Annotated in this window: 36 protein-coding genes and 1 tRNA gene; 12 read left to right on the top strand and 25 right to left on the bottom strand. The window is 64.3% G+C overall.

Annotated elements, in window-relative coordinates:
- Positions 1–6: 6 nt before the first annotated feature.
- From GTW51_RS19050 to GTW51_RS19010, 9 genes are all read right to left on the bottom strand, one after another.
- Positions 7–285, bottom strand: a complete 279-nt coding sequence (locus GTW51_RS19050) for a hypothetical protein (protein WP_163045647.1) — start codon at positions 283–285, stop codon at positions 7–9.
- Positions 286–298: 13 nt separating this feature from the next.
- Positions 299–1336: a major capsid protein gene (locus tag GTW51_RS19045; RefSeq protein ID WP_163045646.1), complete on the bottom strand. Its 1038-nt coding sequence runs from the start codon at positions 1334–1336 to the stop codon at positions 299–301.
- Between the two features lie 3 nt (positions 1337–1339).
- Positions 1340–1726: a head decoration protein gene (locus GTW51_RS19040; protein ID WP_163045645.1), complete on the bottom strand. Its 387-nt coding sequence runs from the start codon at positions 1724–1726 to the stop codon at positions 1340–1342.
- The gene (locus tag GTW51_RS19035; RefSeq protein WP_163045644.1) at positions 1727–2818 is read right to left on the bottom strand and encodes a Clp protease ClpP; all 1092 of its coding nucleotides are present in this window, start codon (positions 2816–2818) and stop codon (positions 1727–1729) included.
- Positions 2819–2831: 13 nt separating this feature from the next.
- Entirely contained in the window at positions 2832–3065 is a 234-nt protein-coding gene (locus tag GTW51_RS19030) for a hypothetical protein (protein ID WP_163045643.1), read from the bottom strand.
- Positions 3065–4594 (bottom strand): phage portal protein, encoded by a 1530-nt coding sequence (locus GTW51_RS19025; RefSeq protein WP_246233271.1) that lies wholly within the window; start codon positions 4592–4594, stop codon positions 3065–3067. The genes GTW51_RS19030 and GTW51_RS19025 overlap by 1 nt, the downstream gene beginning before the upstream one ends.
- 157 nt (positions 4595–4751) lie before the next feature.
- On the bottom strand, positions 4752–6713 hold the full coding sequence (locus GTW51_RS19020) for a phage terminase large subunit family protein (protein WP_246233278.1): 1962 nt from the start codon (positions 6711–6713) through the stop codon (positions 4752–4754).
- On the bottom strand, positions 6649–7236 hold the full coding sequence (locus tag GTW51_RS19015; RefSeq protein WP_163045640.1) for a hypothetical protein: 588 nt from the start codon (positions 7234–7236) through the stop codon (positions 6649–6651). The genes GTW51_RS19020 and GTW51_RS19015 overlap by 65 nt, the downstream gene beginning before the upstream one ends.
- 235 nt (positions 7237–7471) lie before the next feature.
- On the bottom strand, positions 7472–8053 hold the full coding sequence (locus GTW51_RS19010) for a hypothetical protein (RefSeq protein WP_163045639.1): 582 nt from the start codon (positions 8051–8053) through the stop codon (positions 7472–7474).
- 127 nt (positions 8054–8180) lie between these two features.
- Between GTW51_RS19010 and GTW51_RS19005 the strand changes: the two genes are divergently transcribed.
- Positions 8181–8513 carry a hypothetical protein gene (locus GTW51_RS19005; RefSeq protein ID WP_163045638.1) on the top strand — a complete coding sequence of 111 codons (333 nt, stop codon included), beginning with the start codon at positions 8181–8183 and terminating at the stop codon, positions 8511–8513.
- Positions 8514–8525: 12 nt separating this feature from the next.
- On the opposite strand, the gene GTW51_RS19000 is transcribed toward GTW51_RS19005, so the two are convergent.
- Entirely contained in the window at positions 8526–8936 is a 411-nt protein-coding gene (locus tag GTW51_RS19000) for a hypothetical protein (protein ID WP_163045637.1), read from the bottom strand.
- 64 nt (positions 8937–9000) lie between these two features.
- Here GTW51_RS19000 and GTW51_RS18995 point away from each other — a divergent pair, with 64 nt between their 5' ends.
- A complete protein-coding gene (locus GTW51_RS18995; protein WP_163045636.1) occupies positions 9001–9195 on the top strand; it encodes a hypothetical protein in 195 nt (64 codons plus the stop codon).
- A gap of 245 nt (positions 9196–9440) precedes the next feature.
- The gene (locus GTW51_RS18990; RefSeq protein WP_163045635.1) at positions 9441–10742 is read left to right on the top strand and encodes a PRC-barrel domain-containing protein; all 1302 of its coding nucleotides are present in this window, start codon (positions 9441–9443) and stop codon (positions 10740–10742) included.
- A gap of 21 nt (positions 10743–10763) precedes the next feature.
- Here the strand turns inward: GTW51_RS18990 and GTW51_RS18985 are convergent, their stop codons facing one another.
- The 13 genes from GTW51_RS18985 to GTW51_RS18930 form a co-directional block, all read right to left on the bottom strand.
- On the bottom strand, positions 10764–11462 hold the full coding sequence (locus GTW51_RS18985; RefSeq protein ID WP_163045634.1) for a hypothetical protein: 699 nt from the start codon (positions 11460–11462) through the stop codon (positions 10764–10766).
- Positions 11459–11758, bottom strand: coding sequence for a hypothetical protein (locus GTW51_RS18980; RefSeq protein ID WP_246233270.1), 300 nt, complete (start codon positions 11756–11758; stop codon positions 11459–11461). The genes GTW51_RS18985 and GTW51_RS18980 overlap by 4 nt, the downstream gene beginning before the upstream one ends.
- A gap of 140 nt (positions 11759–11898) precedes the next feature.
- Positions 11899–12765, bottom strand: coding sequence for a ribonuclease H family protein (locus tag GTW51_RS18975; RefSeq protein ID WP_163045632.1), 867 nt, complete (start codon positions 12763–12765; stop codon positions 11899–11901).
- Positions 12762–13541, bottom strand: coding sequence for a ParB N-terminal domain-containing protein (locus GTW51_RS18970; RefSeq protein WP_163045631.1), 780 nt, complete (start codon positions 13539–13541; stop codon positions 12762–12764). Before GTW51_RS18970 ends, GTW51_RS18975 begins: the two co-directional genes overlap by 4 nt.
- Positions 13538–13969, bottom strand: a complete 432-nt coding sequence (locus GTW51_RS18965; RefSeq protein WP_163045630.1) for a hypothetical protein — start codon at positions 13967–13969, stop codon at positions 13538–13540. The genes GTW51_RS18970 and GTW51_RS18965 overlap by 4 nt, the downstream gene beginning before the upstream one ends.
- Entirely contained in the window at positions 13966–14127 is a 162-nt protein-coding gene (locus GTW51_RS23615; protein WP_203566181.1) for a hypothetical protein, read from the bottom strand. Before GTW51_RS23615 ends, GTW51_RS18965 begins: the two co-directional genes overlap by 4 nt.
- Positions 14111–14869: a hypothetical protein gene (locus tag GTW51_RS18960; protein WP_163045629.1), complete on the bottom strand. Its 759-nt coding sequence runs from the start codon at positions 14867–14869 to the stop codon at positions 14111–14113. The genes GTW51_RS23615 and GTW51_RS18960 overlap by 17 nt, the downstream gene beginning before the upstream one ends.
- A gap of 95 nt (positions 14870–14964) precedes the next feature.
- Positions 14965–15219 (bottom strand): hypothetical protein, encoded by a 255-nt coding sequence (locus GTW51_RS18955; protein ID WP_163045628.1) that lies wholly within the window; start codon positions 15217–15219, stop codon positions 14965–14967.
- Positions 15216–15461, bottom strand: a complete 246-nt coding sequence (locus tag GTW51_RS18950; protein WP_163045627.1) for a hypothetical protein — start codon at positions 15459–15461, stop codon at positions 15216–15218. The genes GTW51_RS18955 and GTW51_RS18950 overlap by 4 nt, the downstream gene beginning before the upstream one ends.
- Positions 15458–15667, bottom strand: coding sequence for a hypothetical protein (locus tag GTW51_RS18945; RefSeq protein WP_203566180.1), 210 nt, complete (start codon positions 15665–15667; stop codon positions 15458–15460). Before GTW51_RS18945 ends, GTW51_RS18950 begins: the two co-directional genes overlap by 4 nt.
- Before the next feature lie 20 nt (positions 15668–15687).
- Complete coding sequence (locus tag GTW51_RS18940) at positions 15688–16227, bottom strand: hypothetical protein (RefSeq protein WP_163045625.1); 540 nt, start codon at positions 16225–16227, stop codon at positions 15688–15690.
- A complete protein-coding gene (locus GTW51_RS18935; RefSeq protein ID WP_163045624.1) occupies positions 16224–16739 on the bottom strand; it encodes a hypothetical protein in 516 nt (171 codons plus the stop codon). Before GTW51_RS18935 ends, GTW51_RS18940 begins: the two co-directional genes overlap by 4 nt.
- Complete coding sequence (locus GTW51_RS18930; protein WP_163045623.1) at positions 16736–16927, bottom strand: DNA-binding protein; 192 nt, start codon at positions 16925–16927, stop codon at positions 16736–16738. The genes GTW51_RS18935 and GTW51_RS18930 overlap by 4 nt, the downstream gene beginning before the upstream one ends.
- A 108-nt stretch (positions 16928–17035) precedes the next feature.
- On the opposite strand from GTW51_RS18930, the gene GTW51_RS18925 reads away from it, so the two are divergent.
- From GTW51_RS18925 to GTW51_RS18910, 4 genes are all read left to right on the top strand, one after another.
- A complete protein-coding gene (locus GTW51_RS18925; protein WP_163045622.1) occupies positions 17036–17638 on the top strand; it encodes an Arc family DNA-binding protein in 603 nt (200 codons plus the stop codon).
- Positions 17635–18825: a tyrosine-type recombinase/integrase gene (locus GTW51_RS18920; protein ID WP_163045621.1), complete on the top strand. Its 1191-nt coding sequence runs from the start codon at positions 17635–17637 to the stop codon at positions 18823–18825. Before GTW51_RS18925 ends, GTW51_RS18920 begins: the two co-directional genes overlap by 4 nt.
- A 241-nt stretch (positions 18826–19066) precedes the next feature.
- The gene (locus GTW51_RS18915; RefSeq protein ID WP_246233269.1) at positions 19067–19363 is read left to right on the top strand and encodes a hypothetical protein; all 297 of its coding nucleotides are present in this window, start codon (positions 19067–19069) and stop codon (positions 19361–19363) included.
- 301 nt (positions 19364–19664) lie between these two features.
- Positions 19665–19802, top strand: coding sequence for a hypothetical protein (locus tag GTW51_RS18910; RefSeq protein WP_163045619.1), 138 nt, complete (start codon positions 19665–19667; stop codon positions 19800–19802).
- Positions 19803–19964: 162 nt separating this feature from the next.
- Here the strand turns inward: GTW51_RS18910 and GTW51_RS18905 are convergent, their stop codons facing one another.
- A complete protein-coding gene (locus GTW51_RS18905; protein WP_163045618.1) occupies positions 19965–20303 on the bottom strand; it encodes a LysR substrate-binding domain-containing protein in 339 nt (112 codons plus the stop codon).
- Between the two features lie 215 nt (positions 20304–20518).
- Here GTW51_RS18905 and GTW51_RS18900 point away from each other — a divergent pair, with 215 nt between their 5' ends.
- Positions 20519–20815, top strand: coding sequence for a hypothetical protein (locus tag GTW51_RS18900; RefSeq protein ID WP_163045617.1), 297 nt, complete (start codon positions 20519–20521; stop codon positions 20813–20815).
- Positions 20816–21158: 343 nt separating this feature from the next.
- Here GTW51_RS18900 and GTW51_RS18895 read toward each other — a convergent pair whose 3' ends face one another.
- Positions 21159–21509 carry a hypothetical protein gene (locus tag GTW51_RS18895; protein ID WP_246233268.1) on the bottom strand — a complete coding sequence of 117 codons (351 nt, stop codon included), beginning with the start codon at positions 21507–21509 and terminating at the stop codon, positions 21159–21161.
- A gap of 174 nt (positions 21510–21683) precedes the next feature.
- On the opposite strand from GTW51_RS18895, the gene GTW51_RS18890 reads away from it, so the two are divergent.
- From GTW51_RS18890 to GTW51_RS18875, 4 genes are all read left to right on the top strand, one after another.
- Positions 21684–21758, top strand: a tRNA-Asn gene (locus GTW51_RS18890).
- A gap of 130 nt (positions 21759–21888) precedes the next feature.
- Positions 21889–23352 carry a cryptochrome/photolyase family protein gene (locus GTW51_RS18885; protein WP_163045616.1) on the top strand — a complete coding sequence of 488 codons (1464 nt, stop codon included), beginning with the start codon at positions 21889–21891 and terminating at the stop codon, positions 23350–23352.
- 272 nt (positions 23353–23624) lie between these two features.
- On the top strand, positions 23625–23897 hold the full coding sequence (locus tag GTW51_RS18880) for a hypothetical protein (RefSeq protein ID WP_163045615.1): 273 nt from the start codon (positions 23625–23627) through the stop codon (positions 23895–23897).
- Positions 23898–24021: 124 nt separating this feature from the next.
- Positions 24022–24210 carry a hypothetical protein gene (locus GTW51_RS18875; protein WP_163045614.1) on the top strand — a complete coding sequence of 63 codons (189 nt, stop codon included), beginning with the start codon at positions 24022–24024 and terminating at the stop codon, positions 24208–24210.
- The last annotated feature ends 119 nt before the right edge of the window (positions 24211–24329 follow it).

Here is a 24329-nt window from a genome sequence, read left to right as displayed (position 1 = left end):
CCGCCGCTACTGCGCTTCGAGCGCCTTGATAATCTCGGCCTTGGTGTCTCCGGCCTTCACCTCGACACCGCGCTTCTCCGCCTCGGCGACGAGCTCGTCCTTCGTCATGGCAGACAGATCGGCCGAGCCATTGCCCGAAGAGTCCTGCGACTGCACCGAAGGATCCGCGACGGCTTTGTCCGCATCGACGTTGACGTGCTTGTGGGTGCCGGCGGACACGGCCGCAGCCGCTGCGCCGTAGCGCATCGTCTCGACCTCTCCCGACTTCTTGTTCTTCACCTGCATGGGATCATCCTCCTCAGTTGCTCGTCGTCAGCTTCACGAGAAGCTTCGGACGCTTGACGATGGGGAGCGGGTTCGACTGGCTGTGGATCTTCACCCAGCGCTGGAATTCGGGATCGATGGCCGTGCGGACATAGATCTCGTCGCCCATCGTGTTGACGGTGTCGATGAAGTCCGCTGGCGCCCAATAGGTCCGGAACATGTCCGTCGTGCCGAGCGGGAAGGCGATGGCCTCGCCAGCCGGAACGAAGCGCCGGGTGGCGTAGGTGCCGTCTTCCTGCAGGTAGGTGGCCGAGCCTCGGTATTCCTCGATCGTGAGACCCTGGAACGGGAAGCCGCGGCGAACGTCCTGCCGAAGCGGATTGTTGGCGCCATCGTAATATTTGAAGATGTCCTCGACCTTCGCGTGGCCGATGAACTTCTCGTACCATTCGGGCGATGCCAGGACATGAACGCCCGACATCACCTCGCCCATGAGGTTGTCTTCGATGTAGGTAACAACCTCGCGGGCCTTCGCCTTCACATCGGTGGCCGCAGTGCCAAGCACGAAGTCGACCGTCTTCTGCGTCACGCCGAACTCGTTGAAGAGGTTCAGCAGGGACGAGCCGTCGTAGTCGAGGATCTCGCCGCGAAGGGCGCTCATCCGCATGTGCTCGAGCGTGATCGCGTGCTTGCGACGCATCGTGATCTGCTTGCGGTTGACGAGGCTCTGGACCGACTCCAGGACGCCGTCCGCCGCAGTGCGGGCGATGATGTTCTGCACGTCGTCCGCCCGCACGAAATCGTCGTGAGGGATGTGGAACGTGGAGAACTGGCGGGCGCTGCGCTTCTCCGGCATCCCGAGCGAGGACGGCGCGCCGCGCTCGCGGGTGGGCAGGAGGTTGAGCGTGCCGTTCTCGAACTGCACCGCCACGGTGGTCGTGGTGATGGGCTCGCCGACGAACAGGCCAAGATCGTTGATCCGGCCGTAGTCGTTCGGGACGATGTTGATCGCCGCCGTCAGCGACGTCGACGAGAACGCCGCGTTGCCAAAAATGTCGAGGATGGGGTTCATCGGTTATGCTCCTTCGCGCACGAGGATCGGCGGATTGAGCGCGCCGAGAGCTGCATGGATGGCGGCCCGCTCGGCGGACGTATCGACGTCGGCGCCGTACTTGAGGCCCTGGTGAACGACCTTCGCCTTGCGGGCGACGATCACGGCAGCGGCGTCGGCCGAGGTGGCGTCGACGAGACGCATGACGATCCCGGCGGCATTTTGGCTGCCATCGACCGCGGCAACGGTGACCACTGCGTACTTGCCGGAGGCCGTGATCTTGCCGACGACGGTGCCGCTGTCGACGATCCCTGCGCCGGAGGCGATGATCACCTCCTCCACCGAGTAGTCGTGCTCGTATTCCTTCAGCCAGTCGCTGGGGTACCGGCCTTCACTGATGAGAACGGACATTTATGCGACCTCCTTCTGGCCGAGCAGCTTGCGCATGTTGGCGACCATCGAGGGCGCCTGCGCAGTGGTGGGGGACGTCTTGCCGGTGAGACCCTGACCGTTCAGACGGCGTGGCTCATTCTCGGCTTCGACCTTGCCGGACGCGGCGAGGATGGCCTTGGCGGCCTCGGCCTTCACACCGGCATCCGCCAGCGCCTTGGCCTGCGGCTCGCGCCCCTTGGCCTCTTCCAGGGCCATGATCGCGTCGGTGTTCTCACGGGCCTGCTTCTCGGCGCGGAGCGTTTCCAGCTCTTCCTGAAGCGACGCCGTGGTGTCGGCATCCTTGGATGCCTTCATCTCCGCCTTCAGGGTCTCGATCTCGGCGGCGAGTGCGTCCGCCCGATCCTTATCGGTCATGGGGATCTCCTGTGATTGACCGGGTGTTGCCGCGGCGGACGCCGTCGGCTGCTTGGCCGCGCGAAGCGTCCAATCCTTCTCCCGCGCCCGCGCAACGAGGCGGTCGGGCGCGTGGGCGAATATCTTCTGGTCGGCATACGGGAAGGCTGGCGCGGCTTCGGCAAAGTCGATGACATCTGCCGACTTGCGGTCGGCGAAGCCTGCCTCGATCGCCTCGTCCGCACCGAAGTAGGTGGTCGCGCTCATCCAGGCGCGGACCTCTCCGTCCGTCTTGCCGGTACGCTCGACATAGACCTCGGCATAGGCATCGAGGACCAGGCGCTGGTACTGCGCAGCGCTCTCGACGCCTTTGCTGTCGGCGAAGAAAAGGGTGATCTGCGGCTCGTGCACCATCCACAAGGCGCCTTGGCACATGACGATCTCGTCGGCGGCGCATGCGATGATGGTGGCTGCTGACATGGCAACGCCCGTCACGACGACGGTGGTCTTGCCTGCCCTCATCTTGATCGCGTTGGCGATGCCCTCGCCCTGGTCGGTGAACCCGCCCGGGCTGTTCAGGTGAATCGTCAGATCGCTATCGCGACCGGCACGGGCGAACGCCAACAGAACGTCGGCGTGCGTGAAGTAGTCGTCGAAAATGTCGAAGCCTACGGCCCCGACCAGGTGAAGGTCGGATCCGTTGAGAATGCAGGCCATGCGGCCCTCCTCGTCAGTAAGGCCGCGCCCTTGCGGCGAGAGCGTATCGCGACCGCCTGCCCTGCGACTTCGCGCACTGGCGCTCGGCGTATTGGATCGCGGCCTGAAGGTCGGCCGCCGATACCTTCGTGTAGCGGGCCATGTCGGCGCCGAAGCGCGCTTCCTCGAGCATGTCGCCGGAGACGCGGGCGAACTCGATCTCGCGGAGCTGGGCCACCCGCGCGCACCAGTCGATGTCGTCGGCCATCAGGCGTCTTCCCTTGCAGGCTCGCGACGGCCAGGCGCAGCCGCGCCATCGGGTCCAGCACCGCCGCCGCGAGGCCGCCCAAACGGTACCGGGATGCCCGCGGCTTCCATCACCTTGATCTCGCGCTCGATGGCAGTGAGCAGTTCCTGCGGGTTCTTGCCCCGGGCAATCGCCTCGTCGGCGTGCGACGACAGGCCGAGCTCCATTAGGATCTTCGACGCCAACGCATCCTTGTACGGATCGGCTGAGGGCTTCTCCGGTCCCTGGAACTCCGCCTGAAATACCGCCTCGGGATCGCGCAGGAACGCCTGGTAGCCGCCTTTGAAGGCGATACGCCCTTCGTAGATGCTCTCCTCGAGCCACTGCTCGAAGATCGCCTGGACGAACGGCACCACGATGCGCTGGCGACGCCGCATCACCATAGGCCATATCGACGCGACAGCCATGCGGACCGAGGAATAGTTTGCGTTAGAGTGGTCCCCGGTGAAGCTCTCGAACGTAACGCCGAGGCACCGCGCGATCTCCCGCTGCAGGTTCTGGGCGAACGGCACGTAATTGTTCTGCGGCGCCGAGGCCGTCACCATCTGCAGATCTTCGCCGGGGCCGAGATGAGCGACGCGCGCCGGGTCGGTGAGCGACAGGGTGCCGCTTTTCAGCGCCTCGAAGCGGGCTGCCCACACCTCGACAAGATCGGCGCGGACGCCGTCGACCGTCCGGGCCCACACGATCGGGTCATAGCCTTCAGGGACATCTGTATCGACGAGCGACTGGATGGCCTCGAAGGCTTCCGTGCTTGCCTCCGGGCTTTTGATAATCGCCGCGAAGGCTTGCTGCATCAGCGCGACAGCCAGTGTGGCGTCGGCGAGCTGGTCCGACTGTGCCGCCACCTTCAGGATCGGCGACATCGGCGAGATGCCGCGTCCGGCGTTCAGATGTTCACCTCGGTCCATGACGTGAATGACATCCTGCGCCGGCACGTCATGGTCGATCTCGAGCCCGCCCTCGCGGATGCGGAACCGGTACTTTTGGGGACGACGGACCGCGTCTCGGAATATCCCGCCTTCCAGCCCCTCGAACTCACGCGTCGTGCGTGGGCAGCGATGCGGGGCGACCAGCGAGACCTTCAGGCCGGTGCGGGCGCCCATCGCCCGGCGCTGGCTATTGGTGAGCCGATCCAGAACTCCGAACCCTTCGCCATAGGCGAGATAGGATCGCAGGATAGCGTCGCTCATCTCTGCGATCGTCATCTCGCCGCCGAGGTCGCATTCCTTCGGGTTCCACGCCCACTGCAGCCAGGCTGCCTCGACCGCGCGACACCAGGCGTTCGCCTCGTCGTCGCTGTAGCCGAAGCCGGCCAGCCGGGCGCGGCAGTTGAGCTTGAGCTCGACACCGATCGTGTCACAGACGATCTGGGAGACGGCACCCGACAGCCACCCGCTGTTGTGGATGAAGTCCAGCGCCAGCGCCGACGCACGCTCCGCGGCTTCGTAGACGTCGACCTTAGCGTCCCGAGTGACGGCACGGCGCATGTTGAGGAGGCCAGTTCGATCGCCGCGGAGGTGGCGGGCGGTAGCTCTGGCCGGCCGGGGCTGAACCGGCACCAGCGCCGTCGAGTCCGCACGCGGAGAAGCTGAGGCCCCCGCTTTCACGCGGACCCGAGGCTTTGCATCGCTCATTCAGGGTATCCTATCGGTACATGTTCCAGCGTGGCCGCTGGCGAACAGGGCGCGGCGGCGGCGTTATCTGCACCGGCTCTGCGCGATCGGCCTCGGTTTCAGGCGCTTCCGGTTCGTCGGTCGCACGTTCGGGCACTTTGGGCGTAGCCGGCTGAGACCGGAGCTTCACCGGGAGCGAGAGACGGGCTGCAAGTGCGTAGACGAGGCAGTCCCATGCCTCATTCCGGCGCCCGACCGTTTTCGGCTCCCACTTCCTATGCGGGAGCTTGTTGACGTACTTGATCACCGCGTGCTCGGCGGTCAGCTGCTCGAAGTAGTCGCCGCTCAGCCCCTCTGCGGGGAAGTGGATCGCCCGCGGGTTCGGTCGGTCTTCCTGCGGCAGTATCGCGAGTCTCGACGAGAGATCGTCCTTCGCCGTGTCGACGCCCACCGTATACGGCTTGTCGCCGCTGTTCTTGGTGCGCGTAGGGGTCTTCGACCAGATCTGCCGCGGCTGCTTCGGGTTCGCATTCCCGCGTCCGATGATCGGATAGACCCGGCGCCGTTTCCGATCCCTGCAGAACTTGTAGACCATCTCGGAGCGATGGCCGGCACTATCGATGCAGCCGGCCTGCGCCACCAGCACCCGGCCAGATTCGGTCTTGAAACGGGACGATATCACCGCGTCAAAGCGGTCCCACACGTCGATCTTGGACGTGTCGCCGATCTCGACATGGTGAACCGCGACCCACGCCTCGTCATCCATGCCCCAGGCGACGAAGGTGATTTCGATGCGGTCGTTCTGTGTGTCGGCGCCGTAGGTGATCAGCCTCACATCGTCAGGCAGCGTCTCGTCATTGTACGGCTCGCACCGCGCCCGCAAAGCCTCAGGGTCGGTGATCTCAAAGGCTTCCTGGTGCGGCTCCCCGAGAACCAGGTTCGTGAACGTCTTGCGCTGCGACGGGTCGCGGTAGACCCGCAGCCACTCCTCGGCCAGATACTGCCAAGCCGCGTTGGGGAACAGCGAGTAGGCCGCCCAGATGTGGAACCCTGCATGGCCGGTGGATGGCTTGGCGGCTACCCACTCGCCGTTGTCGATCATCCGGGGCTTGTCGTGCTCCTCGATCCGGCAGCCTTTCGCTTCGCAGCGGAAGTGCGCGGTCTTCGGAAGATGCTGCCCGTCCTCCGCCTTGTCCCATTTAAGGTTTTCCCAGCGCAGCGTCTGCTTGTGACCGCACCTGGGGCACGGCACGAAGTAGCGCCGCTGGTCGCTCTCCTCCCAGGCTTTCTGGATGCGGCTGACGCCATCGATCGTCGGGGTGGATCCCAAGATGATCTTCCGGTTCCAGAACGATTCCGATCGCTTTGTTCCGAGCGCGATCTGGTCGCCTTCGTCGCCGGCCCCCTGCGCTGGGTAACCGTCAACTTCGTCGAATGCGATGATGCGCGCCGTGATGCGCCGAAAGCCGCCCGGGCTGTTGGCGCCGACGAAGGAGACCGACGAGCCGTTCCGGAACACCCGCTTCAGGATGCGCTGATTGGAATCCTTCGCCTTCAGATCGCCTGCGATCTCCGCCAACACGGGCGTATCGCGCAGCATGGGAGCGACTTCTGTCCGACTATAATCCTCCGCGTCCTCGACACGCGGCTGCACCACGAGAACCGGCGAAGGGTCCTGGTGAATGAAGTACCCGACGATGTGGTCGAGGATCTTCGTGTACCCGACGCGGGCGCTCTTCATCACGCTGATCTGGCGCACCGACGGATCGGTCACCGCGTCCATCATGCCGTTCTGATAGGCGAAGGCGACGAACTTGCCGGCGTCCGCGCTCGTCTCAGGCGACAGATAGGCGAACTCGTCAGCCCACTCGCTCAGCGTCAGGATCGGCGGGCGACTGAGTGCCTCCGCCCGGCCCCGCCGAAGTCGGTCACGAAGCCTTTGCAAGCCTCCGCTGCATGTCTCTTCGTAACTCGTCAGAGCCAACGCTTCCATGACCGTCAAGCGTCAACTCCTCGAGCGCGGTCGCGATCTCACCGTCGATCAGCGCTTTGATTTCTTCCGCCGATCGAAGAGCCGCGGCACGGGGCGCAATCTTCGATGAAATGTTCAGCAGCTTGTTGCGGACCAAGCTGTATTCCCCGACGACGGCCATCACGACGTCGTCTATCTCGACGACTGCGGCGATGGCCTTGTCCAGTTCCAGCCGCCGCATCAGCGCGAGGCTGTTCTCCTTGATCCGCTCCGCTTCAGCCTTGGAAAACACCGACCGGCCGTCAAGACTGAACTCCCGCGCAGGTTCTGTCGCCTTCTGCTCCTTGCGGGCAGCCGCGGCATTTTTGCCCGCAGTGCCCGCACCTGCCCGCGTTCGCGTTCGCCAGTCCGTTCCGACTAAAGCGGGATCGAGCGAACCGTCTGTAAAGGCGACGAGATGGCCGCTCTTCAGCTTGCGGCGGACGATGCTGTCGTCGCACCCGTCACGCCTTGCGAACTCGCGGATTGAGATGCCTTCAGCCATTCCTGAACCGTCCGAACATCGCCCGCCACTTCCTGAATTTCGCGAGGAAGCCCGACGGCGCGATCAGTCGTCCCCAGCGATTTCTGAATCCCCTACGCTGCAAGGTTTTGCGGGCACCAATTAGAGGTCGGCACCTAGACGAATTCGGCGGGTCGCCGCCGTATAGGGCCATTTTCGATGGGCACGGTCCCTGATCCGGGGGGGTATGCTGCATTGCACTCCACCCCGTCACAGGTCACGTCAGCACCCCCTTGGTGACGAGCCGGATGTGCCGAGCGACCTTCTCGCTCAGCTTGGCCTGGCCTATCCGCTGGAACGCATCCGCTGTCGCGCCCTTCACCATCTCGTCGGGGATCCGGACGTCTGACTTCATCGTTTCGAAGTCTCGGCCCCATCGTGTGCCGCGGGTCGGGCGGAAAACCTGGCCGCCCAAGCCCAGCTCCTTGCGGCCAGGGAACAGGCCGCCCTTGATGAAGGTGTGCGCTAAGACCTGGCGCTGGCCGAAGGGAGCGGCGCTGACACCCCTACGAGTTTCTCTGGCGCCGAAGTACTTTAACCGGATGAAGCCGCCCTTGCCCTGCAGCTCGTATTGCAGATCGGATGCGCTGGCCTTCTTCACCCTCAGCGCCTTCCGGGCAACGCCAACCTTCAGCCCCGTCTGCTCGGCGAGTGCACGCTGGGTTGGTGTCTTGGTGTCGCGTCCGGCCTCGTTGATGGCGCGACGGTAGGCGTTGCGGGCTTTCTTCTCGCCGAGTGCTTCGACGGCATCCTCTAGGCGCGGGAGACCGTTGCCGCGGACGGTGAGCATCAGGGACATCGGATCTCCTTCAGCACGCCCTTGATGCCGTCTCGCGCCTCGGCCTCGGCTCGAATGCGGAGGCGCACTTCACAGGGGCGGCAGGGCATGCGAGCCTCCGCGCTGCAAACGAGGTAGGAATCGAATAATGGCCATCTTCGAGGACAAGCAACTGCCCCCTCACGGGGCTACCGGCGACGACAAGCGCGACTTCCGCATCGCTTGGCTTCATCGCCGCGTAGAAAACCTGGAAGCGATCATCTTTGAGTTGCTCCGCGATCGCGCGCAGTACGAGGATGTCCAAGGCTACAAGGCTACCCTTGACAACCCAGGGTTCGCGCCGTCGAGTTCATCAATCCGAAACCGCACCAAGACCATGGCACATGCTGTGCACGCCGGCTGGAAGAAAGAGAATTTGGGATGGCCCGACCACCCCAATTCCGCGTCTGCGCCATCTTCCGACGGCAAAGTCGGGAAATAACCTCCCTGCGGGCTACAGCCTTGGGATTGGTAGCCCGCCAGCGTGTATCCGCCGCGCCACCTCGACTAGATCGACACCGGCCAGCCGCGCATATCGCTGCAGCCCAAGCACCGCGCTCTCCTCAGCCTGCCAGTGCGGCCAGTAAGCTCCGGCGGCGACACCCTTGACCGTCAGAGAATGCGGTAGGCCGAGGACATGGGCGAGGATAGCGTGCCCTGCCTCGTGCTCCCGGCTCATCTGCACCAGGTCATCCCATGTCAGGGACGCGTCGTCCTTCGCATAGCCGAGAGAGACGGCGCGGGCGCGGTCCTCGGCACTATCGCCGGGCCATGCCTTCACGAAGCTGCCGTCGCCGAAGAGCGTGGTGGTGAGCCCGGAGGCTTCCATCTCGATCGAGGAGCCGGCGAGGTGCAGGGCTAGCATTGTGTCCTGCTCCCCGCTTGTGGCTGCCCTAATTCCAGGCCGACGAATCCAATGGACGAAAACCATGTCCGACGATCGCTACACGCTTCGCAAGGATCCGGACGGCACATGGAGCGTCGTCGACATCTTCACCGACCTGCCCGCGGTCGTGAATGACCAGGTGATGATCCTGATGGACATGGAAGAGGCTGAGGAGGTTGTCGGCCTGCTCAACGGGCTCGATCGTGCCAAACGAGCAGCCGCAGCTATGAGGCACTAGGACGGGAGCGGGCAAGGGACGAATCCGTGGGGCCGCGAAAGCTGGCGTACCCGCTCCCTACTCGTGCGACATGCTTGCTGCCCCTCGAAACTGCCAGTCGTCCCACCGACCGCCAGCGTGAGCCAGCGAGGCAAACAGCCCGGCGATTCGATCGGTTGGTGCTCAACCAGTTGCGGCTTTTTGTGGAACCGTCTCCCGCACCGCCTCTTTATCGACCATCATCAACAACAACAGGGATCAGGAAAATGTCCTATCGCTTTACATCCGTGATCGCGGCGTCGCTGCTCGGTACGACCGCACTGGTAGCGTCCGCGTATGCACAGGATGCTGCGCAGACCGAGGCTAACGTTGAGGCTTGTGAAAACCTCCGCACCCTCAACGATGAGAATGCCGAGCTCTTCAACGAAGAATTCGTCGTCGGTGCCCGGCAGGTGGTGGAGCAGGACGATCCGGCCGTTTGCGGCCCGTGGCTTGCAGAAGCCGAACGTGCCCTTCAGGAAAATGAAGGCGCCGATCTATCCGCCACCGGTGGCCGTATCGTCGTGACGCAGCCTGAGCCGACGGTCACCGTCGACCAGGCCGATCCGCAGGTTTCCGTCAGTCAGGAAGATCCGACGGTGTCGGTCCAGCAGGCGCAGCCGGAAATCATCGTACGTCAGCAGCAGCCGACCATTCGCGTCGAGATGCCGCGTCCGACGATCACGATCGATCAGCCGCAGCCGCAGATCATCGTCCGCATGCCGGATCCCGAGGTCAACGTCACGACACCTGAGCCGCAGGTCTCGGTCAGTCAGGCGCAGCCTAAAGTCTCTGTCGAGCAGGGCCAGCCGCAGATTGCGGTCGAGGAGCCGACGGTGGATGTCGAGGAGCAGGGCTCCGCGAACATCCAAGTTCAGCAGGGCCAGCCGATCGTGACCCAGGAAGGCGGCGATTCTGACGGCGCTACGGTGAACATCGAGGAAAGCCAGCCGGCTGTCAGCTACGAGCAGGCAGAGCCGAAGATCGAGTTCTCCGAGACCGGCGAGCCGAACATCCAGTACACTCAGTCGGGCGAGCCGGACATCCAGGTGGAAAAGATGGACGGAAACGCTGCTGCAGCGCAGGGCGCCGCTGCAACCCAGGGCGCTACCGCCGCTGAGGGTGGCGCCGCAACGGAGGGCGCCGCTGCCACCGGCCAGCCGCAGGGCCAGGACCAGTTCGCCAGCCTGCGTGCCGGGGATGAACCGCTGGAGGCCGGCGAGCCGACGAAGGTCGCCGCATCCGAGATCATCGGTCGCAACGTCGTCAATGGCGCCGACGAGGACCTGGGTGAGGTCGAGCGTCTGGTGTTCGTCGACCAGCGCATCTACGCCGTGCTGGCCGAAGGTGGGTTCCTCGGACTTGGCGAGCGTGAGGTCGCACTGCCGTTGGACGCCATGTCCATGCGGGGCGACGAGCTTCTCCTTCGCGGCATGACCGATGAAGACATCGAGGCACTGCCGGAGTTCGACGCATCATCGGCCCCGGAGTATGCGGCCGACGAGCAGGTCGAAATCGGCACGCTCTAAGGGGAAACCCAAAGGGGCCGTTCAGGCTGAGCGGCCCCTTTTTAGATCGGGCCGCTCGGCCATTTGCCGGCGGCGCTCCGTTTGACGCTCTGCCCATCTCGTATCGCGATTTGCGGGATCGTCGACCGGTCTGAGTGCTGGGTCGGATCGCCAGGAGAAGTCTCTGGGCCCCTTGGGCGCTTCATCCTCGACCGTATCTGCAAAGTATGCCGAAATGGCCCCTTCGAACAACACCCCTGAACCCTGCATTTCCTTATGCTGCAACACGTTGCCGCCTAAAGCCGATGCAATTTGCGAGATTGCCCGATCTTTTCGGCGCCGCCCGGTCTCTGGATGGATGCCCTCTACCTTGAAGCACCACGACGCGAAGGTCTGCCCGCCGGCCTTCGATTTGGCCCATGCCCATAGCGCACGTCGATTGTCGGGACTGGAAACGAGAACTGCGGTCCAGCGCTCGCACTGCTCTAGGCAGGAGATGGCAGCCGCGCTTGGCCGGGTGGTCTCGCCTTCCCAGAACCGCCGCCGCTCCTCTGCCAACGGATCGTCACCGGGCAGCAGATGATCCCCGTGGCTTCGGCCCCAGCCGTTCATGTCGGCGCGGGTACGGACGTATTCAGGCATGGCAGAGCCGTACTCCGTCGGCTTCGTCCCTTTCACCTGGCGCTTCCGGTTAGTCTCCGCGGCGGCTATGAACCGTTCCGCGATCTCTGCCTCGTTCATGCTTGTCTCCGATCGTCGAGAAGGTCCAATTGTCCGGCGTTCGGGCCAAACCGCCGATAGGCCCGTTCGTAGAGCATCCCGACTAGTGCCGGCCGCTGGTGCACGATGCCGGATAGGTCGCGGGTCACCAGCTGCAGTTCACCCACCGGGGTCGCGTCGAACAGCTCGAGGAATGCTGTTGCGTCGTTCTCGATGATGGACGAGCAGGCCCGGATCATGTCGGAAGCCGCCCAGAAGCCGACCTCGTCCATGCACAGACCGTTGTTTGCCGTCTCCGCCAGCGTTGACAGGACCATCCGGACGTGATCCTCCCCGAACCGCCGAAGGATGCGCCCCACGGTCTCCGGTGCCCGAGTTTGACCCGGTCTTGGGTATGCGGACTTCCCGATCACCTCGATGCCGTATTCTGACAGGAGAGCGAGGACAGCGGTGTTCGTCATCCGGCCTCCCTCTCCCGTTCGATCTCATCCTGGATTCGGGAGGCATATCCCAGTGAAGCGCGGTCTCGCTCCACGTCGAGGACCTGCTCCAGGACACCGTCCCGGCCGATCGCCGCCAGTTCATCGGCGCGCTCGTTGCCGGCGGTGCCGTTGTGTCCCCTCACCCATTCCAGCGTGATCGGCACCAGGGTCAGAGCCACGTCGAGCTCCCGCCACAGATCGACGTTGGCGAGCTCCTTCTCGACACCGCGGCGCCAGCCCTTCTTCTTCCAGCCGTGCCGCCAGTCGTTGCAGCCCTTCACGACGTACTGGCTGTCGCAGATCAGCCGGGCCGGCTCGACGATGCGGCGCTCCACGAACCACCGCAGCGCCATCAGCGCGGCGGTGATCTCCATGACGTTGTTCGTGGTACCGGCCGCGCCGCCGTGCTGGGCGTGGATCTCGACATCGTCGCGATAGACGACGAAGCTCCAGCCGCCAAAGCCCGGGTTTGGTTCACAGCCGCCGTCGCAGAAGACGACGAGGCCCGTGTCGAAGTCCGTTGCTGAGGTGGCGACGGGCCGCGGCGGTTTCGGCCGAGAGACCTTGCCGCGCTTGGTCTTTGAGCTGGTGACCAGAGATGTCCGATTTGAGCGGGCAGATGACTTGCCCGATGTGCTCGCGGCGTCGGCTGCGGCCTTCTCCATCCGCTGCAGAAGTGTAAAGCACGACGTGCCCTTCGGCGGGAACTTGAGCCGGGTGCCGAGCAGCTGCTGAGCCATGAACGCCGCCTGGCGCTCGGATTTGAACGCGGTGACGTCGGCGCCGAGGCTGACCAGCTTGCTGCGGAGCGCGACGAGCGATTGAGGAAGCTGGTAGGTCATGCCGCCCTCCTCCGCTTCCTGCACCGCTGGAACCACGTCGAGGCGAGCCCCTTCCACGCCGGGCAGCCGTGGGTCGCCGCAAACCGCTTCGCTTCGGCGTCGGCCGCGGTACCCATCGCGAGGACTGTCGCCGTGAGGTCCTCGCCATCGATGACGCCGCAGAACTCGTCGGCCATCATCAGGTGCTCCACCGCCTTGATGTGCGTCGCGGTGATCGGCGCCAGTTCGGCCTTGGCGAGGATCTCGAGGAGCTGCCGGGCCCGCATGGCGCCCCGCCGGCCGATGATGGCTTGGATGGCGGCAACGGCGATGCAGTCACCCGGCTTGTAGACCTGCGGGTGCTTCGGGATCCTGATGCCGGCCCGTTCGCACACCTGGCGAACTGTTTCCGCATCCTCGTCGCCGGTGGCGAGATGGGCGAAGAACAGCTCGAGCGCGCTGGTGTTCTTCCGCTTCGCATTGATGCCGACGAAGCTCGCCGCCTCCTCGGCCACCCCGTCGGCCGTGATGATCACCGCCGGCACGACAGTGACGCTCGGGTGCAGCTGCGCGGCGCGCGCCCGGTGCTGACCGTCGATGATGCTGAAGCGGCCGCCCTCCTTTGGAGCGACGACGAGCGCGCCGAACCGGTCCCAGCGGAAGCCCTCGGCGATCTTCGCCACCCGCTTTTCATCCTCCGGCCGCTGGTACAGAGGATCCACGTCGAGCAGATCGACGTCGAGCCAGTCGAGGACCGGCACGTCGCCAGGATCGGGCATGTTGGTCGAGGCGCTCATGCTTCCCTCCCGAAAATGTGCGGCAGAGCGCGGTGGATCTTGGCCAGCCCATCGGCTCGGGTCTTCCGAGCAAATTCGGCCATCACCCGGGCCGTCTCTTCCTCAATCGCGCGATCGGCTGCGACCCCGATGCCGAAGAGCTTGTCGCGCAACGCGACGATCTCGCCCTCTGTCGACGCCGCGGCGACCACTTGATCGCGGAAGCGACGGCCGGGCTCATCGAGGACCGTGAACGTCTTCGGCATGACGCGTGCGACATGGAGGACGTCGAACTGATCGGCCGGCCGGTTGAGGCAGGTCCAGCCCGATCCTTCATAGACGAGGCGATCGAGCGCCTCGCGCAGTTCGCCGCTGCCGGGGAAAGGACCATATCCTTCCTTGTAAGCCAGCACCCACTGGCCGGGCTCGATGTGGACGAGGGAGTTCATGCGATCCTCCGAATTTCGGTGATGACCCCGTCACCCTTCGGTCGTGGGATCCGGTAGGCCGTTTCCATCGCTGCCTTGCGGATCAGCGCCGGCAGTGCGTCGATCACGTTCGACGGTTGAGCCGCGGCCCAGGAGAACAGATCAAGCTGCTCGGCCATTGCGGACCTCCGTCTTCCACTCGGCAATGTCGCAGGGGAACAGCGCTTCCCGGATCAGCCGCTGAAGGGCTGTTTCCATTCGATGCGCAGGTACGCCCATCTGGACGAGGAACTTGCGGTTCTCCTCCAGCGACGGCTTCGGCTCGAACGCGAATTCCTGCGCGTCGAAAGCCTCGCGCGTAGGCACTAACCTTTCATCGTCGAAGCGGATCTTGTTTTGTCCTTCTCCTAGATCCTGGTCCTTCTCCTTCTCCTTCTCCTTGCTTCGAAGGCCCTCCGAAGCCCCTTCGAAGCCCCTTCCCGACGACCGCTCGAAATCCTCCAGACAGAGCGCATCACGAAGGTTGAAGACGTCCCGGTAGCGGGCATAAAAAGCGAGTGTTATCTGACAGATAGGAAGTTGCGCGAGCTGCTTGGCGACGGCCAAGACGCGGTTGTCTTTCGGGCTCAGTCTCGGCGCCACCTGCGAGATCGCCATCTCGTGCACCCAGACGATCTCGTGTTCTTCGTCGTAGGAAGCCAAACCCTCCTCAATGACCCTTCGAAGCCCCTTCGAAGCCCCTTCGAAGGGTATCCCCAGATCGATCGACAGGTAGTGCAGATCGAGCGCGTAGATGCCGATCATTGTCGAGTGCGGACTGGTCGTCAGGTGGTAGTAGACGGCGATCGCTGTCGGGTCGCCGCGGAGCTTCTTGATGTCCATCTGCCAGACGACAGGCGGAATGGCGGCGAACGATCTCACATCGATCTCCTTCTGATCGAATTGGCCTCAGTGATCGCCGCACTGTGCTCGTGATCGTAGCCGGTGCTGCCGCCGGCTGGGATGGTGGTCATAGCTCACCTCCGCAATGCGGGCAGATCTTCTGCTCGTGGCGGCTCGACCTGGCTCGCTGGTGAGCCACCTCCAGAAGGTTGAGTCGGTGGATCGTCGCTCTCGACCATCCGCTCGAACTCATGCTCTGGGATTTCGGCGATCTTCTTCGCCTGCCAGATCTTGCGCCTCGACATGCCGGTGATGGCCGAGATGTCCCTCTCGCTCGCATCCTTCGCGATTGGATCACCCCGCTGGGGCCTCTGCTTCTTTGCGCTCATCGGTCCGGCTCCTGAGACGAGCGGTCGATGATCCGGCAGCCGACGTCGCGGGCCCAGGCAACGGCAGCCTCGTCGGCCTTGGCGCAGTCGGTGCCGACATAGTCGTGAAGGACACCTCCCTCCTCATCGACGAAATCAACCATGTGGACCCACCGCCCAATCAGGTGGCGGTCGTCTCCCCCGGTGCATCGACCGGAGGAGATCAGGACGTGGGAAGGGTTGAATGCGACGACGGTGCTCATGCCTTACCCCCGATCGCTTTGCGGATAACTTCGCCGTCGATCGTTCGCTCGACCCGCTGCCACCATCTCTTGGCTTCCGCCCGGTCCGCGATCACCCATGCCTCAGCGGCGATCGAAGTCGGTACGCCCATGTCCTCGACAGCCTTCATGCCGTCCTCGCCACGGGCCATGGCTTCGGCCGCCACCTTGGCGAGTTCGTCGAGCACTTCCTCTCGTGTTCGGTTGATCATGCCGCGGCCCTCCCTTCCAGGAAGACCGTCACCGCCGTCAGGACGTTCTCGATCAGCGCCGGCTGATAGCCGCCGCCAACAGATTCCTTGCGGACGAGGCGGATGGCCTCGATCGCGCCGGCATTGGTCGTTGGTGCTGGAGGCGCCGTGCAGAGGCGATCGTAGGAGGCACGCCACGTCGCGGCCGCCAGCGCCTCGTTCTGTTCGTCCGGCAGATCGCCGGAGGCGCCGTAGGTGGCCACGCCCTTCCCGTACCGAATGACGAGCGCCAGCATCGGATCCTGCGCCGGCTCCGCATATTCTGCGTTAACGGCCGCGTTCCAGCCGTTCGACCACTCGGTAGCGACCCGGCCGCTGGCGGCATAGTTCTCGCCGATCAGGTGAATGAACGCGGCCTTCTGTTCATCGGATAGGACGTGGCCGTCCTCGACCAGGGTCAGCTGGCAGAAGCATTGGAGCGCGTTAGCGTGATCCAGCGCCTCGTAGATCGGGCCCTCAACTTCGAACATTGCGTCTCGGTAGGTGGTGCCGGTCATGACGCCCTCCGCTGGCTGAAGGCGAAGGTGTTCGCGTCGTCCCATGCAAGGTGCGCCGCTTCGAATAGCGCCTGCGTCTGATAGATCGCGAACGTCAGCGCCTCGGCTGAGTTGTGCTGGATGACGAGGCACCGTTGCCCGAGCACCTCCTCATAATTGACGTGCTCGATCAGCTGACTGACGACCCGCGCCATATTCACGGCGTCGCACAACGGTGACTCGAGCCGGTTGACGGCATCGATGATCGCGTCGGGACCGGCTGGCGTCCTGGCGCCGGCGGTGTTATCTTGCTGCCTGTTCACAGCGTTCTCCTCTCGGGGATTGTTGGGACCATGGCTCGGCGAGGCTGCACCCTCGGCCGGGCCTTTTGCTTTCTGAAGGGCCATCAAAGGATCGCCCTCCGATCCTGCGAGCGCCGGACGATTGAGCTTGTCCGAGCCTTCGCCTTGTCGATGACGCGCCGAGCGCGCCATGCCCCAGAACCGGGCCTGAAGCGGATCGAGCCATCTCACGCTGCGGTCTCCATGAAGAAGGCGATCAGCTTGCCGCGCTCGGCGACCCATCGCGATCCGACCTGCTTCGCCGGCAAATGGCCGGACGCGAGCATGTCGTACGTCTGCCGCTCGTTCCTCCCGATCATTTTCGCGATGGCTGCGATGCCCCAAACGAGATCGAGCGAAGCTTCCTCAGATTTTGTCATTTTCCGTAACCCTTTCTTCATAAGACGGTAATAGGGGTACTACCGTCTTATGGTTGACGTCAAGCGCGACCAAAGACAGTGCTAGGGTAAATTTGGGGATCAGGGGAAATGGCGAAAGCGGGTCGCGGCGCGGATCAGTACATGCTGCGGTTTCCGCCGGGTTTGCGGGATCGCGTAAAGGCCTACGCGGAGCTTCAGGGCCGCTCCATGAACGAAGAGATCATCCGCATTCTGGAAAATGAATTCCCTGAGCCCGTGGGAATCGAAAGCAGGGTGTCCTACATCCTCGACCTGCTGAGGATATTGAAGGCGGGTGCGGAAAAAACTCCTCTGAGCCAACTTTCCGGCGAACTCCTTGATACCGTCCGAGCAATCGCTGACGGGACAATTCAAGGCGTCGATGAAGATTCTCGGGAACGGATCAGGCTACGGCTCGATCGCTGGGAAGAGGAATTCGCCGACGATGAAGCCGAGCTAAGCACACACGGTCTTGATCAAGTCGAGATCGAAGCGCTTTCCACAGGGCGCTCCACGGCGAAGTATCCGCTGGATCCGGAATGGCGCTCCATGGTGCGACGGCTCGAGCGCGGCGACGCCATGTCGGACGAACAGTTCGAGGTATATCGGGAAGGCTACGAAGCCGGCTTGAAAGCGCGCTATGAACGGATATCGGCGGTCGACCTCGACGACGAGAAGGACGTCGAGCCGTGAGCGTCCGGAAGCGCTCCTGGACAACAGCGAAGGGCGAGGCGAAAACCGCCTGGGTCGTTGATTACGTGGACGGCGCCGGCAAGCGCCGGCTGAAATCCTTCAAGCTCAAGAAGGCTGCTGACGCCTTCGCCGCCACTGCGACGGTCGAGGTCCGGGAAGGAATCCATGTCGCGGACAGCGCCAGCGTGACGGTCGAGACCGCGGGCGAGCTCTGGATCACCTCGGGTCTGAACGCCGGCCTCGAGCAGTCGACGATGAAGCAGCGGCGGTCGCATCTGGACATCCACATCAAGCCCCTGATCGGCAGCACCCTCCTATCGAAGATCACCGTGCCGACCGTCCGGGATTTCGAAGACCGGATGCGCAGGGACGGCCGGTCGGCGATCATGACGCGGAAGGTGCTGACGTCTCTTGGATCGATCCTGTCGGACGCCAGCGAGCGCGGGCTCGCTACTCGGAACCCGGTGCGCGATATTCGCAGCGGCCGGAAGGGACGCGACCGGCGAGCAGAGCGGCGCCAGAAGGGACGTATCGAGGTCGGGGTAGACATTCCCACTCGCGAGGAGATCAAGGCGCTTGTCGGTGCCCTGGACGATGCCTGGCGCCCGCTGCTGATCACCGCGATCTTCAGCGGCATGCGCTCCTCAGAGCTTCGCGGGCTCCGCTGGCAGGACGTCGACTTCAAGCGCAACCTGATCAGCGTGAACCAGCGGATCGATGCCTATGGCGTGGTCGGGGCCCCGAAGTCGGAAGCCGGCACGCGCAAGATCCCCGTCCCGCCTCTCGTCTTGAATGCGCTGAAGGAACATCGGCTGAGGAGCGGCGGCAACTCCCTCCTCGTCTTCGGCAATGATGACGGCGCATCCCGGACACATGCCAGCATCGTCCGCTCGGGGCTGATCCCCGCCATGATCCGAGCCGGGGTCGTGGTCGCCACGGGCGAAGTCAGGAAAGGCGAGCCGGCCATGGCCGCGAAATACACCGGCCTGCATTCGCTTCGGCACTTCTACGCCTCCTGGTGCATCAATCGCCGGGAGGATGGCGGTCTCGGGCTGCCGGCCAAGATGGTCCAGGAGCGGCTCGGCCACGCATCGATCGTGATGACGATGGACGTCTATGGACATCTGTTCCCGAGGGATGACGCTGAAGACGAACTGGCAGCCGCAGCAACTGCCCTTCTGTCTTGACGCGACATGGACGCGACATGGCGCCATAAATCTCAATTAAATCAATGGTCCTCAGGGGACTGCAAATCCTTGCACGGGGGTTCGATTCCCTCCGAGGCCTCCATAGCCACACTCGGGCATCCGATCTGATCGCCGAATTCGGTGTGGTAAAACGAGCCTGGCCACACGCTGAAAAAGTTGTGGCATTCTGTTTCGGCAATACCCTTCGCATGGACTGTCGGGCGTTCGGCACCGACGTGATATGGCCGGGCTTGCCCTGCCCTCCCGGCCGAAGGAATCATCCATGCCCGTCAGCAAGCTCTTCGTCGTGCAGCAATTCGTGAAACAGGGACGCCGGCTCATGAACGGGCAGACCATGCAGTTCAAGACGGCTGCGGAAGCCAAGCTTCGAGCTGACCGTGACGGCGCCCGACTCGGCAATGTGGTCGGCGTCGTGGCTGTCGAGCAGACCGTCGACGTCGAGACGGGCGAAGTCCTGGAAGAGCCGATCGTGCTCGTGCGGCACGGCGAGGTGCCGGCGGAGGTCGCAGGAGATTGAAGTCCCCTTGCCTGTATCGGCCACCTGCTCGGACCTTGGCTTTCGTCCAGTTTCGGCGTCGCCGATGTTTATGGACTTTCAGGGAAGGACGGTGTGCGCGGATCCGGCGCCTGGTGGTCGCTCAAGTCACGCGCGGTAAGCAGCCTTCACGAAGATTGACCGGAAACCGACGCCGGAAACCGGCCATCGCCCGGGATTTTGCCGGATCGCGTCGTGTGTGTGACGCAGCGAACACCATTGGTCTGGCTGGTCGGCGTACAGGGAGTGATCCAGACATCACCAAGACGAGCGGGCCAAGCCCATGCAGACCGACAACGCCAAGACCGACGCGTCGCGCAAGAAGCCGCCGCTGAGCCCGGAAGACCGCCACGATCCGTTCGAGAGCCGGTCGAAGTCGCCGGCCAACGACAACGGCTGGTACGACAGCTTCGACCACTGACCGAACCGATTGGCGTGGTGCCGATCGGCTTTTCCCCTCCCTTATGCCGAAAAGCTGACCGGCGGGCAGAATGGCCTCAGGCCGACGACCGGGACTGCAGACTTGCCCGCTTCGGCCGCATCTCTCCGGGCAGCGTGGCGATCAGATCGTCGCGGAGTACCTTCACGGCGGGCAACATGCCGCGCCGCGAGGTGACAGCAGGTACATTGCCGAGTCGCCGGCGTGATGTTTCGGCAGCACCCGTTCGAGCCCGTCGGCCGCAAAGGCATCCAAACAGATCGCTTCCGGTAGCATCGCGCCCCCGAGCCCCTCGACCGCGGCCTCCCGCGTCACCGCGAATTCATTGCAGATAATCCGGCGTTCGTGGCGGATCCGCGTCGGCGCGCCGTCCGGGTCGTAATATTCCCAGAGATCCTGATCGGCGGCCTTCGGGTAGGTGATGGTCGGCAGCGCCGAAAGGTCCCCGCACGGCGATCGGCGGATGGGCGGCAGGAAAGGCACGGCTGGCGGCCAGCACCATGGCGACAGGCCCGAGCCGGCGCGCGATCAGGTCGCGATTTTGATCGAGACCGGAGTTCGCCCGGATCACCACGTCCGCCCGCTCGGCCAGGAGATCGACCTTCGCCAGCGAGACGAGAAGCTGCTGTGTTGCACCGCACATGATCCGTCGGTGGAACCCGCTACGATTGCCAATGCGACAACGAAGGATGATCAGGATGAAAACGCTTCCGCTCCTCGCAGCCGGCCTTGCCCTCGCAATCGCCGCCCCCAATCCGGCCGCTGCCCAGTTCGCCTCGACGGGCGACGGGATCTTCGGCAATTTTTATGGCACCGACCGGAACGTCGAAACGCAAGACGCCACGCGGCCGAAGCCGCAGCCGCGCCAGCCACTGGCCTACCAGGCGCAGCCGAAGATGAAGTCGACGGTTTCGTTCGAGACACCAGCGCCCGTCAATGGCGTCGGCCCCTGGACGCCCTCCTGGAAGCGCGTGAACGACGAAATCGTCCGCTGAGGGTGCCGAGACAGGCGCTCCAGTGCCCCGAGCCTTTTTCGGCTTGACGATGTTCATGCTTTGTACCAGTTCGCAGGGATGGTGGCAAAACGAACAGTGGGCGAAGCCGCCCGGGCGGAAATGCTGGTGACGGCGCGATGTCGGGGATGCGGGCATGCCGCTTCCTTCCTGGCGAGCGACCTTGCAAGTGTTGCCGATCCGGCCCTTGCGCTTGATCGGCTGCCGTTCAGATGCCGCGAATGCCGGCTTCGCGACTGCGAGGTCAATGCGGAGGAGATCGAACGTGACCGCCGGCCGGGCATCGTCATCTGGCGGCCAACCCGGCTGCGTTGACCGGCGTCGGTCAGTCGCTCGGGTCCCGAGGCAGGCCAGCCGACGTTTTCCCGCCGTCGGTACGGGGCTGCTGCTCAACGTTGTTCGCCTTGCCGTTGGCGCGCCAGCGGCCCCATTTCACGGCCGTCCGGCGCCGGGCACGGCGGACGATCGCGAAATCAACCGACAGGATGATGAGGCCGAGCGGGATCATCCAGAAGCCGAGGATCGGCAGGAAGCCCAGGATGCCGCCGATGGTCAAGGCGATTCCCAGGCTGACGCGGGTTGCCCGGTTTGCCGGCAGCGTGAAGTCTCGCCCGAACAGCCGAATGCGCTGCGGTGCTGTGCCCGGCACCGTCGGCTCTTCCTCGCGGTCAGTCATGCGTCGCGCCGGGCTCTGCCCGTCCCTTCAATTGCTGCTCTGCCTCACATGGGGTCTGCGGGCGGCAGGACAAAACATCCTGGCACTGCAGCCCCGTCCGGTTTTTTGCCCGGCGCGGCTTGGCAAGTCGGGTATAGCTTTGCTATAGGCACGCCAACGCTGAGACATGCGTATTCCCCGGTAGCTCAGTGGTAGAGCACTCGACTGTTAATCGATCGGTCGCTGGTTCGAATCCGGCCCGGGGAGCCACCGTCCATTCATCACTGATCGAATCGAATGCCCGCCGCGATGATTTTCCGGCGACGGGCAGCGCTTTGTCGCACCCGCCTCGCCCCGTCGCGCGCCTGCTACAGCTAAGCCCGCGACGAGAGGGACAGGCATGAGTACCCGAGATGCATCGACGAACGACCGACGTCCGATCGTCGTATGGCTGCGCGACGATCTGCGGCTCGACGACAATCCGGCACTGGCCGAAGCCGCCGGCACCGGCCGACCCGTCGTGCCGCTCTATGTGCTCGACGACGAAACCGACGGCGTCCGTGGGATCGGCGGCGCGCACCGCTGGTGGCTGCATCATTCGCTGGCGGCATTGACGCAATCGTTGAAGGGTATCGGCGCCGATCTTGTGCTTCGCCGCGGCAAGGCGGCGGTCGAGGTCCCCGCCATCGTCCGGTCGGTCGGCGCGGGAGCGCTGTTGTTCAACCGCCGTTACGACGAGGCCGGGCGCGCGGTCGACCAGGCTGTGGCCGACGCCCTCGAAGGCGACGTCGCCGTCAGGGCCTTCACCGCGAATATCCTCCACCGGCCGGAACGTGTGACCACCAAGACCGGCGGCTACTACAAGGTCTACACGCCGTTCTGGAAGAACGTCTCCGAGACAGAGCCGCGCAATCCGATCGACCCACCCCGCAGCCTGGCGATTCCCGATGAACTGCCGCGCTCCGACACGCTCGACAGCTGGCAGCTCCGCCCGACGCAGCCCGACTGGTCCGGTGGCCTGGCTTCATTCTGGGAGATCGGCGAGGCCGCAGCCCACCGCCGCTTTACAGCCTTCTGCGACGAGCGCCTCGGGACCTATGACGACGGGCGGGACCGCATGGCGATCGACGCGACCTCGCGCATGTCGCCGCATCTGCGCTGGGGTGAGATATCGCCCTATCGCCTCTGGCATGCGGCTATCGCGCGCGCCGCCGAGGACGAAACGATCAGGCCGGAGGCGATCCAGACCTTTCGCAAGGAGCTGGTCTGGCGGGATTTCAGCTACCATCTGCTCTACCATTTCGGTCCGCTCGGCACGGAGAACTTCAACGCCCGCTTCGACCAGTTCCCCTGGGAGACTGACCGTTCCGTGCTGCGGGCCTGGCAGAAGGGGATGACCGGCTATCCGATCGTCGATGCCGGCATGCGGCAGCTCTGGCAGACCGGCTGGATGCACAACCGCGTGCGGATGATCGTCGGGTCGTTCCTGACCAAGGACCTGCTGATTGACTGGCGCGAGGGGGAAGCGTGGTTCTGGGATACCCTCGTCGACGGTGACGTCGCCTCGAACAACGCGCAGTGGCAGTGGATCGCCGGTTCCGGCGCCGATGCCCAGCCGTTCTTCCGCATCTTCAATCCGATCACCCAGAGCGAGAAGTTCGACCCGGACGGCGCCTATATCCGCCAGTACGTTCCGGAACTGAATGACCTGCCGGCGCGCGTCATCCACGCACCCTGGACGGCGGCCGCAAGCACGCTCCATGAAGCCGGCGTCGTTCTCGGGAAGACCTATCCGGCGCCCATCGTCGACCACGGCAAGGCGCGCGACCGCGCCCTCGCTGCCTATCGTTCGGTCCAGGGCTGAGCCGCGACGGCGGGGGCAACCCGAGGACCGACGGGAGTCACAGAAGAACGTGGAGCCGAACTACGGCGCGCTCCCGGCCGGACGGCGTCGGTATTCCCTCCGACGTTTCATGGCCGTCCTCCGCCTGCAATGCCGGTTTGTCACCGTCGCATGGGACCCGCGTTTGCGAGTGGACGCGACAATGCGGCACGGGTCCCCTAGATAAGGGATACGATCCGGCGCGTCGCTCAGGTGAGTCGAGCGTGTCGCCAACAGCAGGACAAGGCACCCGCATGGACGATATCGACTTCACCCTTCCCGCCGACATCTTCTGGGCGCGCTCCGCCCGCCGCGTGCTGCCCAAGGGCGGCCTTGCACACAAGCGCTTCGATACGCTGGCCGACGCGATCTGCCACGTGATGCAGGGCGACGAAATTCCGCGCTACAGCCTCTCGATCGACACGGATGATGCGTCCTTCACGCTGCCGGAGATCGAGGAGATCTTCAAAAGCGAACCGTTCGCGCCGTATCGGCAGGGAACGGACACCGTCGCAAGCGCCAAGTAGGCTGGCGGTCGAGGTTCGATCACTCGGCGGGTGGGTCCGTCGCGATGCGGTCATACGAGCCGGCAGCCACGTCTGCGGCACCCAACGCTAGTGCGCGGCAAGCGCCAGGATGCAAGCAATCGCGATGACCATGCTCAAGCCGCGCCTCTTCGACAGCTATTCCGGCGACCACGTCGCCCATGTGCTCGATACGCTCGAGCGGCGTATCGAGGCCGACTCGCGTGAGGCACCGGCCAGCGAGTTTCACCAGGGTCGCCTCTCGGCGATCCTTGAGCTGCGACGCATCCTTTCGGAAGCCCACTACCGGGAATAGTTCCCGGTCCGGGCTCCGCACCCTCACCCGCAACCTGGGGTTCGCCAGATGCCGTGAGAGCATGTGCCGTTGTGCTCTGCCACGTTGACAGGCTTGGGCTAAAAGCGTCATTTGCCCGG

The organism is Aurantimonas aggregata, assembly GCF_010500835.1.
Lineage (GTDB): Bacteria > Pseudomonadota > Alphaproteobacteria > Rhizobiales > Rhizobiaceae > Aurantimonas > Aurantimonas aggregata.
This window is presented reverse-complemented; position numbering and strand designations above follow the sequence as displayed.

Bases quoted from the DNA above. Each gene is read 5' to 3' on its own strand.
- GTW51_RS19050 (WP_163045647.1), bottom strand. From the start codon at position 285: ATGCAGGTGAAGAACAAGAAGTCGGGAGAGGTCGAGACGATGCGCTAC.
- GTW51_RS19045 (WP_163045646.1), bottom strand. From the start codon at position 1,336: ATGAACCCCATCCTCGACATTTTTGGCAACGCGGCGTTCTCGTCGACG.
- GTW51_RS19040 (WP_163045645.1), bottom strand. From the start codon at position 1,726: ATGTCCGTTCTCATCAGTGAAGGCCGGTACCCCAGCGACTGGCTGAAG.
- GTW51_RS19035 (WP_163045644.1), bottom strand. From the start codon at position 2,818: ATGGCCTGCATTCTCAACGGATCCGACCTTCACCTGGTCGGGGCCGTA.
- GTW51_RS19030 (WP_163045643.1), bottom strand. From the start codon at position 3,065: ATGGCCGACGACATCGACTGGTGCGCGCGGGTGGCCCAGCTCCGCGAG.
- GTW51_RS19025 (WP_246233271.1), bottom strand. From the start codon at position 4,594: ATGCGCCGTGCCGTCACTCGGGACGCTAAGGTCGACGTCTACGAAGCC.
- GTW51_RS19020 (WP_246233278.1), bottom strand. From the start codon at position 6,713: ATGGAAGCGTTGGCTCTGACGAGTTACGAAGAGACATGCAGCGGAGGC.
- GTW51_RS19015 (WP_163045640.1), bottom strand. From the start codon at position 7,236: ATGGCTGAAGGCATCTCAATCCGCGAGTTCGCAAGGCGTGACGGGTGC.
- GTW51_RS19010 (WP_163045639.1), bottom strand. From the start codon at position 8,053: ATGTCCCTGATGCTCACCGTCCGCGGCAACGGTCTCCCGCGCCTAGAG.
- GTW51_RS19005 (WP_163045638.1), top strand. From the start codon at position 8,181: ATGGCCATCTTCGAGGACAAGCAACTGCCCCCTCACGGGGCTACCGGC.
- GTW51_RS19000 (WP_163045637.1), bottom strand. From the start codon at position 8,936: ATGCTAGCCCTGCACCTCGCCGGCTCCTCGATCGAGATGGAAGCCTCC.
- GTW51_RS18995 (WP_163045636.1), top strand. From the start codon at position 9,001: ATGTCCGACGATCGCTACACGCTTCGCAAGGATCCGGACGGCACATGG.
- GTW51_RS18990 (WP_163045635.1), top strand. From the start codon at position 9,441: ATGTCCTATCGCTTTACATCCGTGATCGCGGCGTCGCTGCTCGGTACG.
- GTW51_RS18985 (WP_163045634.1), bottom strand. From the start codon at position 11,462: ATGAACGAGGCAGAGATCGCGGAACGGTTCATAGCCGCCGCGGAGACT.
- GTW51_RS18980 (WP_246233270.1), bottom strand. From the start codon at position 11,758: ATGGTCCTGTCAACGCTGGCGGAGACGGCAAACAACGGTCTGTGCATG.
- GTW51_RS18975 (WP_163045632.1), bottom strand. From the start codon at position 12,765: ATGACCTACCAGCTTCCTCAATCGCTCGTCGCGCTCCGCAGCAAGCTG.
- GTW51_RS18970 (WP_163045631.1), bottom strand. From the start codon at position 13,541: ATGAGCGCCTCGACCAACATGCCCGATCCTGGCGACGTGCCGGTCCTC.
- GTW51_RS18965 (WP_163045630.1), bottom strand. From the start codon at position 13,969: ATGAACTCCCTCGTCCACATCGAGCCCGGCCAGTGGGTGCTGGCTTAC.
- GTW51_RS23615 (WP_203566181.1), bottom strand. From the start codon at position 14,127: ATGGCCGAGCAGCTTGATCTGTTCTCCTGGGCCGCGGCTCAACCGTCG.
- GTW51_RS18955 (WP_163045628.1), bottom strand. From the start codon at position 15,219: ATGAGCGCAAAGAAGCAGAGGCCCCAGCGGGGTGATCCAATCGCGAAG.
- GTW51_RS18950 (WP_163045627.1), bottom strand. From the start codon at position 15,461: ATGAGCACCGTCGTCGCATTCAACCCTTCCCACGTCCTGATCTCCTCC.
- GTW51_RS18940 (WP_163045625.1), bottom strand. From the start codon at position 16,227: ATGACCGGCACCACCTACCGAGACGCAATGTTCGAAGTTGAGGGCCCG.
- GTW51_RS18930 (WP_163045623.1), bottom strand. From the start codon at position 16,927: ATGACAAAATCTGAGGAAGCTTCGCTCGATCTCGTTTGGGGCATCGCA.
- GTW51_RS18925 (WP_163045622.1), top strand. From the start codon at position 17,036: ATGGCGAAAGCGGGTCGCGGCGCGGATCAGTACATGCTGCGGTTTCCG.
- GTW51_RS18915 (WP_246233269.1), top strand. From the start codon at position 19,067: ATGGCCGGGCTTGCCCTGCCCTCCCGGCCGAAGGAATCATCCATGCCC.
- GTW51_RS18910 (WP_163045619.1), top strand. From the start codon at position 19,665: ATGCAGACCGACAACGCCAAGACCGACGCGTCGCGCAAGAAGCCGCCG.
- GTW51_RS18900 (WP_163045617.1), top strand. From the start codon at position 20,519: ATGAAAACGCTTCCGCTCCTCGCAGCCGGCCTTGCCCTCGCAATCGCC.
- GTW51_RS18895 (WP_246233268.1), bottom strand. From the start codon at position 21,509: ATGACTGACCGCGAGGAAGAGCCGACGGTGCCGGGCACAGCACCGCAG.
- GTW51_RS18885 (WP_163045616.1), top strand. From the start codon at position 21,889: ATGAGTACCCGAGATGCATCGACGAACGACCGACGTCCGATCGTCGTA.
- GTW51_RS18880 (WP_163045615.1), top strand. From the start codon at position 23,625: ATGGACGATATCGACTTCACCCTTCCCGCCGACATCTTCTGGGCGCGC.
- GTW51_RS18875 (WP_163045614.1), top strand. From the start codon at position 24,022: ATGACCATGCTCAAGCCGCGCCTCTTCGACAGCTATTCCGGCGACCAC.